This window comes from Leisingera sp. ANG-M1, from assembly GCF_000813745.1.
Taxonomy (GTDB): domain Bacteria; phylum Pseudomonadota; class Alphaproteobacteria; order Rhodobacterales; family Rhodobacteraceae; genus Leisingera.
Genome location: NZ_JWLC01000020.1, coordinates 17,305 through 30,289, shown reverse-complemented (window position 1 = coordinate 30,289; position 12,985 = coordinate 17,305). Strand labels below are relative to the sequence as shown.

General features: G+C 63.4%; 8 protein-coding genes. 1 reads left to right on the top strand and 7 read right to left on the bottom strand.

Annotation, left to right across the window (positions count from 1 at the left end; genetic code table 11):
* Positions 1-4: 4 nt before the first annotated feature.
* The 5 genes from RA19_RS16880 to iolG all read right to left on the bottom strand — a co-directional run bounded on the left by RA19_RS16880 (position 5) and on the right by iolG (position 5,271).
* Positions 5-1,114: a Gfo/Idh/MocA family protein gene (locus RA19_RS16880; RefSeq protein ID WP_039164730.1), complete on the bottom strand. Its 1,110-nt coding sequence runs from the start codon at positions 1,112-1,114 to the stop codon at positions 5-7.
* Between the two features lie 188 nt (positions 1,115-1,302).
* Positions 1,303-2,121: an ATP-binding cassette domain-containing protein gene (locus tag RA19_RS16875; RefSeq protein WP_039164728.1), complete on the bottom strand. Its 819-nt coding sequence runs from the start codon at positions 2,119-2,121 to the stop codon at positions 1,303-1,305.
* Position 2,122: 1 nt separating this feature from the next.
* A complete protein-coding gene (locus RA19_RS16870) occupies positions 2,123-3,163 on the bottom strand; it encodes an ABC transporter permease (RefSeq protein ID WP_241479093.1) in 1,041 nt (346 codons plus the stop codon).
* Between the two features lie 127 nt (positions 3,164-3,290).
* Positions 3,291-4,211: a sugar ABC transporter substrate-binding protein gene (locus RA19_RS16865; protein WP_039164726.1), complete on the bottom strand. Its 921-nt coding sequence runs from the start codon at positions 4,209-4,211 to the stop codon at positions 3,291-3,293.
* Positions 4,212-4,278: 67 nt separating this feature from the next.
* Positions 4,279-5,271 carry an inositol 2-dehydrogenase gene (iolG, locus tag RA19_RS16860; RefSeq protein ID WP_039164725.1) on the bottom strand — a complete coding sequence of 331 codons (993 nt, stop codon included), beginning with the start codon at positions 5,269-5,271 and terminating at the stop codon, positions 4,279-4,281.
* 153 nt (positions 5,272-5,424) lie between these two features.
* Between iolG and RA19_RS16855 the strand changes: the two genes are divergently transcribed.
* Positions 5,425-6,447: a LacI family DNA-binding transcriptional regulator gene (locus RA19_RS16855; RefSeq protein ID WP_039164724.1), complete on the top strand. Its 1,023-nt coding sequence runs from the start codon at positions 5,425-5,427 to the stop codon at positions 6,445-6,447.
* A 30-nt stretch (positions 6,448-6,477) separates the two neighbouring features.
* Here RA19_RS16855 and RA19_RS16850 read toward each other — a convergent pair whose 3' ends face one another.
* Positions 6,478-7,182: a CpXC domain-containing protein gene (locus RA19_RS16850; protein WP_039164722.1), complete on the bottom strand. Its 705-nt coding sequence runs from the start codon at positions 7,180-7,182 to the stop codon at positions 6,478-6,480.
* A 36-nt stretch (positions 7,183-7,218) separates the two neighbouring features.
* Positions 7,219-12,714, bottom strand: coding sequence for a hypothetical protein (locus RA19_RS16845; protein ID WP_039164720.1), 5,496 nt, complete (start codon positions 12,712-12,714; stop codon positions 7,219-7,221).
* Positions 12,715-12,985: the final 271 nt, after the last annotated feature.

Genomic DNA, 12,985 nt, shown 5'->3' with positions numbered 1-12,985 from the left:
GCGTTCAGATCCTTACCGGCTGCCCTTTTGAGGCAGCGATGCCGTGGATGATGCGTTCGATAATGAGGCCGCGGGCAAAATCCGGCGCCGCGGGGCCGTTGCCTGCGATGGCCTTCAGCAGGTCGCGGGCCTCGACCACCTTTTGCTCGTTGAAGCCGAAGTTGTGGCCGGGGGCCGGGCAGAAAGCGGCAAAGTCCGGCTGATCGGGGCCGGTCAGGTGGCGGGTGAAACCGGCTTCGCCTGCGCGGTGGACCCAGAGCTCATTCATGTTTTCCTGGTCGAATGCCAGCGTGCCCTTAGTGCCGTGCACCTCCCATTGCAGGCGGCATTTGCGGCCGCGCGCTACGCGGGAGGTGGCCAAGGAGCCCTGGGCGCCGGAGGCGAAGCGGAACATGGCAAAGGCGCTGTCTTCGTTTTCGACCAGTTTGGGACCGTCCGGAGAAGGCCGGTTGGGCACCACGATCTGGGTCTGGCCGGTGAGTTCCTCGACCGACCCCATCAAGTCCAGCATGTGGCTGATCAGGTGGCAGCCGAGATCGCCCAGGGCGCCCAGCCCGCCAGCCTCCTTGGTCATGCGCCAGGACCAGGGCAGGTCCGGGTCGGCGGAATAGTCCTCGTCATAGACGCCGCGGAAGGTGACGGGGTCGCCGATCTCGCCCGCCTGCACCATGGCGCGGGCGGCCTGGAAGGCGGGGGAGCGCAGGTAATTGTAGCCCAGCAAGGTCACCTGACTGGGGTGAGCGGCGGCGGTTGCGGCCATGGCTTCCGCGTCTGCCAGGGTCAGCGCCATCGGCTTTTCCAGCCAGACATGCTTGCCTGCCTTTAGCGCAGCCTCCGCCACCGGACGGTGCATGCCGTTGGGCAGGGTGATCGAGACCACGTCGATGCCCGGATCGGTCACCGCTTCTTGCCAGCTGGCGGTGCTGCGGACAAAGCCGAATTGGGCGGCAAAAGCGCTGGCGGCGTCCTCGCTGGCATCGCAGAGCAGCTCCAGATTGGGATGCGCGCCGCCAAAGACGGCGGCGACATTGCGCCAGGCCAGGGCGTGGCATTTGCCCATGAAGCCGGTGCCGATCAGGGCGATGTTTAAAGGGGGTTGGGGCAGGGCGGTCATGGGTGCCTCTAATTGATTTTGGCCGTGAGGGCCGCAGAGACCCGCGGGGTGGCGCAATCGCGCCGCCCGTTTTGCCGGAGGCAAACCTCCGGTTTGACGGGGGCGGGTCGGCGCGGCCCGGCCTTTCGGCCAGGCGGTGAGCTTTTGAACTGGTGCGACATTTCTTTCCGGCTTATGTGTGCGAACGTTCAGATGGTGCCGCCGAGCGAACCTTCGAGCTGGGCCATCTCCTGGCCGCCGGCCATCAGGTCCTGCAGCGCTTCCGGGGTGATTTCGCCGCGTTTGGCGGTGCCCAGGGTCTTGCCGCGGTTCAGCACCGTGAAGCGGTCCCCCACCGCCAGCGCGTGGCGGACGTTGTGCGAGATGAAGACCACGCCGACGCCTTGCTTGCGGACCCGGTCGATGGTGGCCAGCACGTTGGAGGTCTGACGCACGCCAAGCGCTGAGGTGGGCTCGTCCAGGATCAGCACCTTGGCGCCGAAGTAGACGGCGCGGGCGATGGCCACGGTCTGGCGTTCGCCGCCCGACAGGGTGCCGACTGCCTGGTCCGGGCCGCGGAGGTTGATGCCCATCTTGCGCATCTCCTCCATGGTGATCTCATTGGCGCGCTCGGCGTCAAAGCGTTTCAGGATGCCGCTGCCCTTGGTGGGTTCGCGGCCCATGAAGAAATTGCGGGTGACGCTCATCAGCGGGATCATCGCCAGGTCCTGGAACACGGTGGCAATGCCTGCTTCCATTGCATCGCGGGGGGAGTTGAAGTTCATCTCCTGCCCCTCGAAGGTGATGGTGCCCTTGGTGGGTTTGTGCACGCCGGACATCGTCTTGATGAAAGTGGACTTACCGGCGCCGTTGTCGCCCAGCAGGCAGTGGCATTCGCCAGGCACCACATCAAAACTGACGCCGGCCAGCGCGATAATATTGCCGAAGTGCTTCTCGATATCCGTCATTTGGATGATCGGCGCGGCGTTTGGGGCGTCGCCGTGATGGAAAGTGGTGTCTTGGGTCATCTCAGCGCTCCCCTGTCACGCGCTTGCGGATGGCGTTGTTGAACAGCACGGCGATCAGCAGCATGCCGCCCAGGAAGACCTGGAACCAGTCCTGGTCAAATCCGGTGTAGGTGAGGCCGATCACCACCATGCCGAAGATGATCGCGCCGAAGAAGGCACCGATGGCCGAGCCGTAGCCGCCGGTCAGCAGGCAGCCGCCGATCACTGCGGCGATGATCGCCTCGAACTCTTTCTGGAAGCCGCGTCGGGCATCGGTGGAGCCTGCGTCCATTACGGTGATGATGGCCACCAGGGCGGCGCAGCAGGCGGTCAGCATGAATAGCGAGATTTTCACTTTGTTCACCGGCACGCCGGAGTTGGTGGCTGCGTTGGAGTCGCCGCCAGTGGCGAAAATCCAGTTGCCTGCGGGGGTGCGCAGCAGCACGTAGGTGGCCAGGAGGGCAATTGCGACGAACCACAGGATCTCGACCGGGATGCCGGGGACCTTGGGGGTGCCGCTTTTGAAGGTGTCGATGAGGCCGGCCTGGGCAAGGGCGGCAAACAGCCCTTCGAAGGCATCGCCGGAGAAGATGGGGGCAAGCCAATCGCCCTCAACCGCGTCGCGCACGCCGCGCAGCTGGGTGGAGCCGTTGGTGGCGAGCTTCAGTCCGACCAGCGAGAGGCCGCGCAGGATGAACAGGAAGGCGAGCGTCACGATGAAGGAGGGCAGGCCGGTGCGGATCACGATGGAGCCGTTCACCGCGCCGACGCAGGCGGCGAAGACAAAGGTCATCGGGATCGCCAGGATCAGCGGCAATTGCCAGGTGACCACGCAGACGCCGAAGAACAGGCCGGCAAAGGCGACCATCGAACCGATCGACAGGTCGAACTCGCCGCCGATCATCAGCAATGCGGCGCCGATCGCCAGGATGCCGAGCTGGGCGGCGGGGGTCATGAAATTCATGATGCCCGACAAGGTGAACATGGCGCTGTCGGCAGTGGCCAGGAAGAAGGCGACAACCAGGATGACACCGGCAATGGCCCCTAATTCCGGGCGTTTCATGAGTTTGGCAAAGAAGGTCTCTTGCTTGAGCCTCTCGTCGCCGATGGGTGTCGTTGTGTCTGTCACTGCAGCCTCCCCTGTCTGCCGGAGCGGCGCGCCGGGGCGCCGCTCCATTTGGTGTGTTTGATCAGCGGATGCCTTCAGCCGACAAGCCGACAACCTGCGCCGCCTTTTCGGCGGTGATCAGGTTCGGGCCCGAAGGCACATTGCCGCCCGGCATCAGCCCGTAGTCGGCGTGCAGCGCCAGGAAGTTCACCGACATGTAGCCTTGCAGGAACTGCTGCTGGTCGATGGCAAAGGCGGCCTCGCCATCGGCAACCGCCTGCAGGAAGCCTGCCGACAGATCGAAGGTGGCGACATTCACGTCCCGGCCGGTCGCCTTGGCTGCGGCCACCGAGGGCTCGCCCGCGGTGGAGGCGCCGAGCGCCATCACGGTGTCCACATCCGGATCGGATTCCAGCGCCGCGCGCACCTTGGATTCCACTTCGGCGGGGTCGTTGCTGGTGGGCAGGACGGTGGCATTGCCGCCAAAGCCTTCGGTGAATCCGGCGCAGCGCAGGTCAAGCGCCACGTTGCCGACCTCTTGGTTGACACAGATCGCCTTGGTGCCGCCCATCGCGGCCAGCTTGGCGCCTGCGGCCTTGCCCGCGTCGAACTCATCCTGGCCGACGTGCAGCAGCGCGCCGAGGTCCTTGGAGACATCCGAGCCGGAGTTAATCGAGATCACCGGGATGCCGGCCGAGACCGCGCGTTCGATTGAGGGCCCAAGCGCATCGGCATCGGGGATCGAGACCACCAGTCCGTCGGGCTCCTGGTTCACGGCGGCGTCGATCAGCTGTGACATGGCGACCATGTCGAAGGTCTCGGGCGCGCGGTATTCGACATTGGCGCCGGTGTGCTCGGCCGCCTTTTCGACGCCGTTTTTGACCACCGACCAGAACGGGTCATTGGCCTGACCGTGCGCGACCACGATGATGTCGGCAGCCAGCGCCGGCATGGCGGTGGCGATGGTGGCCACGGCGGCGGCTGTTGCTAGAAGTTTCCTCATGATTTCCTCCCTATTGATTTGATTGTATTGCGAAATTCGGTGTCTCTTTTGCCCGCTTCTGGTCCTGTTATTCGGCAAGTGTTACGGGGGCTCCGGTCTTGGCAGCCTCGGTTGCGGCTTCGGCCATCGCCAGCGCGGTGACCCCATCGGCCAGTGTGACCGGGACTTCGGTAACGTTTGCCACTGCGCCGACGAAGGCATCCCATTCCGCCGCATAGGCGCGCATGTAGCGTTCCAGGAAGAAATGCTCGGGCTTGGCGCTGGTGACACCGGCCACGGTCGATTTGGAGACGGTGTTTTCCAGCACGTTGGCGGCCGAAAGCAGCCCTTCAGAGCCCAGAAGCTCGACCCGCTGGTCATAGCCGTAGACCGCGCGGCGGCTGTTTTTGATGACGGCGATGCGGCCGTCGGCGTAGGTCAGGGTTGCCACGGCGGTGTCCACGTCGCCAGCCGCGCCGATGGCCGGGTCGACAATGGCGCTGGCGGTGGCGGCGATGCTGGCCGGGGCTTCTCCCATGATGAAATTGGCCATGTCGAAGTCGTGGATCATCATGTCCCGGAACAGCCCGCCGGAGACCTCGATATAGCTGACCGGCGGCGGCGCCGGGTCAAAGGACGTGACCGACAGCAGCTCGGCCTTGCCGATTTCGCCTGATTGGGCGGCCTGCTGCAGAGCCGCGAAATTCGGATCGAAGCGGCGGTTGAAGCCGATCATTATCGGCGCCTTGGCGTCCGAGGTTGCGGCCTGGCAGGCGCGGGCGCGTTGCAGCGACAGATCGACCGGCTTTTCGCACAAGATCGCCTTGCCTGCGGCGGCGGCGGCCTCGATCAGGTCCGAGTGGGTGTCGGTCGAGGTGGCAATCAGCACCGCGTCAATCGAAGAATCCGCCAGGATCTCTTCCGAGGACCGGGCCTGGGCGCCAAATTGCCCGGCCAGTTGCGCGGCGGCGGCTTCATGCACGTCCGACACCGCTGCCAGGGTGCTGCCTGTATGCCCGGCAATGTTTACCGCATGCACCTGCCCGATGCGGCCCGCACCCAGCAAACCAACCTTCAGCATCTCTCTCTCCCGAATCCGCAATCGCTGTTGAGGCCATAACGAACACCGGTTTGCACGCGCGTGCAAGAAAATTCTGCACGCGCGTGCAAAAGGAGCAGGGAACCGCTACCATTGACGCCGAATCTGAATTAGGGAGGCAGCACGGAGAGAGAGATGACTGAGACCGATTCCAGCCATGCCGACCAGACGGTCACCGCCGATGATGTCGCCGAGGCGGCGGGCGTTTCGCGCTGGACGGTGAGCCGGGCGTTCAAGAAGGATGCTTCGATCTCCCCCAAGACCAGGGCCAAGGTGCTGGCAGCAGCTGAAGCTGTGGGGTACCTGCCGGATTTGCAGGCGGCCAGCCTGGCCTCGGAGCGTTCGAACCTTGTGGCGCTGCTGATTGACGACTTCAATAATCCGCATAAGCTGGTGATGCTGGAGCGGCTGACCCGGGTCTTGCGCAAGAACGGCTGGGACACGCTGCTGGTCAACACGCTGGACGGCACCGAGACCAACCACGCGCTGCTGTCGGCCAGCCAGCGCCGTGTCGATGCGGCGATCCTGATCGGGCTGCAGTTCAGCGACGCATTGCTGAATGCCGCCACCGGCGCGCGGCGGGTGAAGAAGCTGATCATCTTTGCCCGCAGCTCGGAAAACGCCAATACCATTTCGATCTCGGTGGATGACCGGGAAGCTATGCGGGAGATGACGGCCTATGTGCTGTCGCGCGGCTACCGCAAGCCGATGTTCCTGGCCGGGCCTGATACGCACTCAGCGCATTTGCGGCGCAAGGAGACCTTTGTCGAGCTGTGGCAGCAGGAGACAGGGGTGCAGCCCGAGGTGATCGGGGTGGAAAGCTATGATTCAAACCTGGCCTATGGCATCGCGACACAGACTCTGAAGGGCCGGGCGCGGGCCGATCTGCCGGATGTGCTGGTCTGCGAGAACGATGCGCTGGCGATGGGGGCGATCGATGCTATCCGCCACGAAATGAACCTGCGGGTGCCGGAGGATATTGCCGTTACCGGCTTTGACGACGTGCCGCAGGCGGCGCGGCCGAATTATCAGCTGACCACGTACCGGCAGCCGATCACCCGGATGGCAGAGCGGCTGGTCGAGATCCTGCAGAACGCTGAGAACCGCGATGACAACTGCAGTTTCCTTGGCGAAATCGTGGTCCGGGCGAGCGCCTAGCGGCGCAGCGCCGAGCCGCAGCGGGCCGGGCTATCCGGCTGCCCGGCCTTCACCCATGTAGAGTTTTTGCATATCGACAAACGGCCCGGTTTCGAGCCGGTCCCTGATCGCCTGCCACCCGTCGGGATTGGCGTGGATCGCCTCGTAAAGTTCTGCGGGAACGGTCAGATACTCGATATATTGCTCTGATGCGGTTTCCAGCCAGGCAAAGACATAGCCGCCGGTGTCGTCATCGGTGCCGGTCAGCCGCAGCTCGATGCCTTCGGCCAGAGGCACGGATTCGACGCTGCGCAGGATGTGCAGTTTCATCATCTCCACGATCACGTCATCCAATTCCAGCTGCCGCACCAGCAGCTTTTCCCGAACCGCCGGCCAGCCGAAGGTGAGGCGCACTGCCAGCCCGCCGCCCACATCCCGCGCCGCCGCGGGTGCAGCGTCGCCATAGCTGGTTGAAAACAGCTCCCGCGCCTCGTCTTCAAGCTCCAGATGATCGCGCAGGCGGTTTGCGGGCATGGCTGCAATCCACTGGCCGCGGCCTGCGTCCAGGTAATTGAATTGCGGCTGCAGGCGGAAGCTTTCGGAGCAAGCCTCGCAGGACATGTCCTGGAACCGGTCCGAGAGAATATCCTCTCTCAGGTCCGGGCGGCGATCGGCATTGACGCTGCCAACAGCCATCATGGTCACCGGTGCCTCGCACTGCGGGCAGACCAGGTTGACGGGGTGAAATAACGACATCGGTCAACAGCCCTTTTGTTGTTCCATTTCCAGCGCTCAGAGTTTTGACAGCCAGCCAACCGCCGGATGGTTCGGTTTCAGCTTGCCCGAATGATAAGCGGCATAGAGCTCGGAGAACCATTCGCCCGGGGCCCGGAATTGATAGCCGGTGATCCCCTTGGCCCGCTCGCTGAGCAGATAGGAGTTCCAGGCATTGGTGTAGCTTTCCTGATAGACCACCCCGCCAATCGCCAGCTTCTTGGCCGTGGCCATGCTGGACCAGGGCTTGGCCGGCTCCGAGGCCATGTCGACAAAGGCCTGCATCTTGATGCGCCGGGCCTCCCAGTCTTCGTCCGAGCAGGTCTCATCCGCGGGCTTGTCCGGCACATGGGCGCTTTTGTTATGCGCCATGTATTCAGTGACATAGGCTTTGTCGTAGCTGAACTTGGTTGCGATCTTCTCGGCGATGCCGGCAATATCCATGCCGTGTTCGGTCCAGCCGCCGTAGTCCTTCTTGCCGCCGTTGCTGTTCATGAAGCCTTTCTTGTCGTCCACCGCATGGCCCACCTCATGCAGGGTGTTCCAGTTGAAGAAAGTGACCGGCTCGTCGTTGGCCGGTTTGCATTTCTCCAGCTCGGCCCGTTCCTCCGGAGTGGCGGCATCGTCCAGGCTGCCCACGGCATCGTCGCTGCCGAAGGCGTAATTGGGCGACAGGCCGGCGTCGCCTTCGTGCATCACGATCCGCTTTTTGTCGCCCTGGTACATCGAGCCGCCTTTTGCTGCCTCGTTGATGGCGAAGCTTTTGAGCGAGTCGTTGTTCAGGGTGTGGTCCAGCGGCAGGTCCTGCATTGCCTTGTAGAAGGCAACGATGTTGGGGCCCTTCAGATCGGCATCGGCAATTTCGCTGGCAGGCGCCAGGTTTTCGTTGCTGAAGTTTTTGATATCGCAGCCGAAACGCTCCTTGAAAGCAACTTTGACAACGGCGCGCTGAGCCTCCGGCTCAAGATTGTCGATCATCGCGTCCAGTTCGTCGGTGCCATTGGGCCGCGACAGGATTTCCTTGATGTCCTCCGGTTTGGGGGGATTGTTGGCACGCATTTCGGCCATGACAAAGGCGCTGGTGCCGATGGCGCGGGCCTCTTCCAAGAGCTTGATGGCCTCGGCCGTGTTCTTGGAGGCCGCCTGTGCCGCCGCGTCAGCCAGTTTTTTGCGCATGGTGTCGATGCTGGCTTTGATGGCATAGCGGTGCTCGTGCTTTTCCAGCACCGCCAGGCGCGGCTCCACCTCGGGCTTGGCGCGCAGCTCCTTGTATTGTTTGTAGAGATCGGCCAGCTCCTGCGCGGTCTTGGTGAGCGCAATTGCCTTTTCGATGTCGGCGCTGACTTTGGTGTAGTTCTGCCCGGCCTTGGCCGCGGTTTCGGCGCCGTCCAGCAGCTTTTCGGCCTCGTCCAGCTCATCCTTCACATAGGCGGCCTCGGCATGGCCGCGGACCGATCCGATGCCGGCGCGGGCACGGGTGATTTCCTGTATGATGAAGGCGTATTGCGAGATCACCTCGTTGGCCGTGTTGCAGGCTTCGAGCGCGGCCAGCAGGTGGCCCTTGGCGGTTTTGGCGTCCAGCCCGTCCTTCTGGCAGTTCTCGATCTCGGTATTGGCCAGATCCAGCTGGGTCTTGGCCACCGCTGCATTCTCGCGCAGGCCGACGCCATTGATGGCCAGTTTCGCGGCCTGCACCTGCGGCCACCAGGGTGCGCTGTCTTCGTCGCCGCCGATGGCGCCGTTCACCGCCTCCAGAATGCCCTGGGTGCCCGCCGAACTGATCGCCTCCTCGGCTGAGGCTGTTACCTCTTCGGCCATGGTCTTGGCGGTTGCGTAATCGCTGGGGGCCAGTTTGACGAGGTTTTCGTACTTTTTCGACAGCCGGGTGAGCTGCGCCTGGATCGCATCGGCGTGTTTGTGGGCCTTGGCCTCGGTCAGCTTGGCTTCGGCCGCGGCGCGGGCGGGCTCATAGTCCGACGAGCCTTTGACCGAGGCGAGCAGGGCCTTGGCATCTGCGGTGATCGACTTCATCAGCTTTTCGGCCTGGGAATAGTCGTTGTCGGTCAGGTCGGTTTTGGCGGTGTCGATCTTGGCCGCTGTAAAGCGGTCCTCCAGCGCTTTGATCCGGTCTTCGGTGGCGCCGTTTCGTTCGGGCGCCAGCGCATCCACCGCTGCCTTGGCATCGGTCTCGGCGGGTTTGTACAGGTCTGCGGCGGCAATCAGCCGCTGGCAGGCCAGGATCGCCTGATAGGCTTTTTCAAACAGCCGCAGCGCCAGAGAGTAAGTATGGGCGGCCTTGGCCGCCTCGTATTTGGCATAAGCCGCATCGGCGCGGGCGATCTGATGCACCCCGGCCTCCTTGCCGGGGCCGACCAGCGCTGCGCGCGGCGTAACAAAATACTGGTTCTCCCAGCCCAGCACGGTTTTCAGCGTCTTCAGATCCTCATCCGTAGCCTTTTCCCAGCCCGCAGCCGCGCTGGCCTTTTCGGCCGCACCCTTGAAGTCGCGGGCCGTCTGCTTGGCGGTGCTTTCGTCCAGCAGCGTCTGGATCTCGGTCTTGCGGTGGGTCAGCTGGGTTTCGACCGCTCCGCCCTCGGTCACGATCTTGGCGATGACCGCAGCCCCTTTGGCCCGGTCGGCCTTGATGGTTTGGAACAGCGCACCGTCCGCGCGGGCCTGCTCTTCGATCTTGCGGGCTTCGCCCAGCTTGGCTTCGGCGCCCTTGTAGTCATAGCCTTCCGGCTTGATCAGATTGTCGGCCTCGCCGGTCAGCCGGGTGATGTCGTCGATATGCGGCTGAATGCAGTTGGTGTCGTTCAGCGGCGCCAGGGCGGCGGCCTTGGCGGTCAGCGAGGTCTTCAGATCGCCATAGGCGCGGTGCTGGTGGATCAGCACCATGGCCATTTTCAGGTTCGAGATGGCGCTGTCCAGATGCGCCCGCGCATCGTCCCATTTCTTGGCGGTCTTTGCCTTTTCCGCTTCGGCCGCGGGCAGCTGCGCCTTGGCGATCAACGCGGTGAAGTCATTGCCGGTGTCGGCTGCAACGACCTTGTCGCGGATGCCGGTGAAGACCTTGAAGGCCGGGTCCCAGTTTTTCTTGAGATCGTCGAGCGCGGCGGTGTCGGTCATGCCGTCCAGCTCGACCGAGGCGTCGGCTGCGGCCTTGGCATTGCCGACGCGCTTTTCGGCCTCGTCCAGCGCCTTGCTGCCGGCCGGGTAGTCGTGTTTCAGCGCCAGCGCTGCAGCCTCGGCCATCAGCGCCTTGGCGTCGGCCACCATCGGTTCGGCCGGGGGCACGTTTTTCAGGGCGTCGATCTTGCCTTGCACGGCAACCCGCTTTTCCTTGTAAGCCTTGCAGGCATCCGCCTGGGCTGTGGCTTTGGCCCAATCGCCTTGTGTCGCATCAAGCAGAGCCAGCGCCGAGGAGAATTTGTGCAGCGCCGCCTCGGACTTGGCCGAGGCCAGATCCGCTTCCATCTTCAGGATGATGACCTGGATGCCGGACGCCCCGTCGTGGTCCTTGAAGTCCTTCAGCTTGGCCTCGAAGGCTGTCAGCTTTGGCGGGTATTGCTGGACGACGGGAATTTCCTTTTCGATGAAGGGCCGCACATTCCAGAACTTGCCAAGCAATTTGACCGACTCGCCGTAGTCTTTGCTCGTGGCCACGTCTGAATCGTTATAATAGCCGTTGGCCTCGTCCAGCTTGTCCTTGAGCAGGTTTTTCACGGCTACGGCGAGGCCCGCCCAGCTGTCGACCCAGGTCTTGGCCTTCGGGCGCCAGTCGTCATAGCGTTTGCGCAGGGTTTTCACCTTGGCGGTTTTGGCATTGACGTCGGCAATCTGCTCCAGCTTTTTGACGCCGTCCTTGAACTTCTTGGCAGCCTTGTCCTGCTGCGCGGCATCATATAGCCGCTCCATTTCGCGGGCCGAGTCGTCCAAGGCCGGATCGCCGGTGGTCTTGCCGCGGTCGGCATCCGCCAGCGCTTTGCGGTCCGGGTCGAGCGCCATGAAATGGGCAAAGTCATCGGCCAGAACCTCAGCCTTGGCGATCTCATTTTCGGCCGCCTTCAGGTCATCGGTGGCGGCTTTCAGGTCGTGGGTCTTGGCCTTTTCGATGGCCGCCGTGCGCAGGCCGTTGATGCGGGTAATTTCCGGCGCGATTTCAGGTGCTGCGGCCTTGGGATGGCTCGTCAGCGGCACCATCCGCAGGTCGAAGATCTCCAGCGCTTTCTGGAAGGCGGTCTTGGCTTCGGTGTCGGCGGCAACCGCTTTTTCCAGCGCGCCGAGGGCCTTTTCGCCGGCATCCAGCTTGGCGCCGCTGGCAGCTTCGGGGTTGGCCTTGGCCTGGGCGGCCAGCGCCTCGACCTTGTCGAGCGCCGCTTTCCATTTGTCAGGCGTGGTACTGACTGCCTCCGGTACCATGGTGTTGTATGATTTGACCGGCCCGTCCCGCAGCGCCTTCAGTGCGGCCTCGATGCGGGCGATCTGCTCGGCCACGTCCACTTCGGCGGCATCATCGCCGCCATCGCCCGAGGGCGGCGCCTCAGCGCCGGAGGCTTTGGCCGGGGCTTCTTGTTTGGTCTCTGTTGCTGTGTCTCCGCCGGAGGCCGGAGCGCCTGACGGCGATGCCTCTTCGGCAGTGTCTTCTGCGGCTTCAGCGGCGGCTTGGCGGGCCTTGGAAATCGCTTGCGCCAGCGGGCCGACGGCCTTGAGCGCGCCTTCGTAATCCGGCGGCGTTGCGGCGGCGCGGGCGGTGATCTGGGTCCAGACTGCCTCGATCTTCCCGGACTGCGGCGTCTGCATCGCCAGCACTTCGCTGACCAGGGGCTCGAGCTTGGCGGATGCTTGCTGCCACTTGGCTTCGAGCATCGCCTGCCGCTTGGCATTGGCTGCAGCTTCCTTGGCTGCGGTTTTCATCTCTTCAGAGAGTTTGGCAACATGTTCCAGCGCCGCGGCATAGCCGCCGCTTTCGGCCTTGGCCTGGATTGCTTTCCACAGCGCCAGCGCCTTGGAGAGGTCGATGCCGGCAATCTCGCGCAGCTTGGCCAGGTTGGCCTCGACCTTGGTTGCTGTGGTCTTCCACTTGGCCTCGGCCGGGTCCGGTTCAGAGGAACCGGCTTCGGGCGCATCCTCCGGTGCTTCAGTGGCAGTGTCGCCGCTGGCGGCGGGGGCGTCCTGCGGGGCGTCGCCTGCCTCGTCCTCGTCGTCTTCGGTTTCAACAACGGCGCCGGAGGGATCCAGGATCAGGATCTTGTACTTGAGGCCCACCACCATGAACATCTTCTTGGCCTTGCGGGCCATGCCGGGCACGATCTTGCCCTCGACCTTCAGCGACAGCTCCTTGCCGTCCAGTTTCAGCGTGCCGAAGGAGAACTGCGGCGTCTCGCCGTCCGACTTTGCCTGCTTGCCCAAGATCTTGGCAGCCTTGGTTTTATGGGTGAGAAAGACCGAGTTTTCGATTTTCTTGCCGAAGCACAACCCGAAGGACAGTTCCCGCTTCTTCGCGAGGGCCATCTGTTGCTTGATTTCTTTAGCGGCAGATCCATCAAGAGGCATGGGGCAACTCCTGAGATAAAAAACTATTTAAAACGAGTACGTTAGCATCGCCTGCCCTTAAGCGTTGCATGGAAGGCGGATTCCGGCAAGATTTTTTTCTTGTCAATCCCCGCAGGCTGCGCAGACTACCTCCCCATGTGCATCAAGGAGAGACGCTGATGACTTTCCGGCCAGCCAGTACCGCCAAATGATGGGTCTGCCCTCTGTCCGCACCGCCTTTGCTGCGGTT

Bases quoted from the DNA above. Each gene is read 5' to 3' on its own strand.
- RA19_RS16880 (WP_039164730.1), bottom strand. From the start codon at position 1,114: ATGACCGCCCTGCCCCAACCCCCTTTAAACATCGCCCTGATCGGCACC.
- RA19_RS16875 (WP_039164728.1), bottom strand. From the start codon at position 2,121: ATGACCCAAGACACCACTTTCCATCACGGCGACGCCCCAAACGCCGCG.
- RA19_RS16870 (WP_241479093.1), bottom strand. From the start codon at position 3,163: ATGAAACGCCCGGAATTAGGGGCCATTGCCGGTGTCATCCTGGTTGTC.
- RA19_RS16865 (WP_039164726.1), bottom strand. From the start codon at position 4,211: ATGAGGAAACTTCTAGCAACAGCCGCCGCCGTGGCCACCATCGCCACC.
- iolG (WP_039164725.1), bottom strand. From the start codon at position 5,271: ATGCTGAAGGTTGGTTTGCTGGGTGCGGGCCGCATCGGGCAGGTGCAT.
- RA19_RS16855 (WP_039164724.1), top strand. From the start codon at position 5,425: ATGACTGAGACCGATTCCAGCCATGCCGACCAGACGGTCACCGCCGAT.
- RA19_RS16850 (WP_039164722.1), bottom strand. From the start codon at position 7,182: ATGTCGTTATTTCACCCCGTCAACCTGGTCTGCCCGCAGTGCGAGGCA.
- RA19_RS16845 (WP_039164720.1), bottom strand. From the start codon at position 12,714: ATGGCCCTCGCGAAGAAGCGGGAACTGTCCTTCGGGTTGTGCTTCGGC.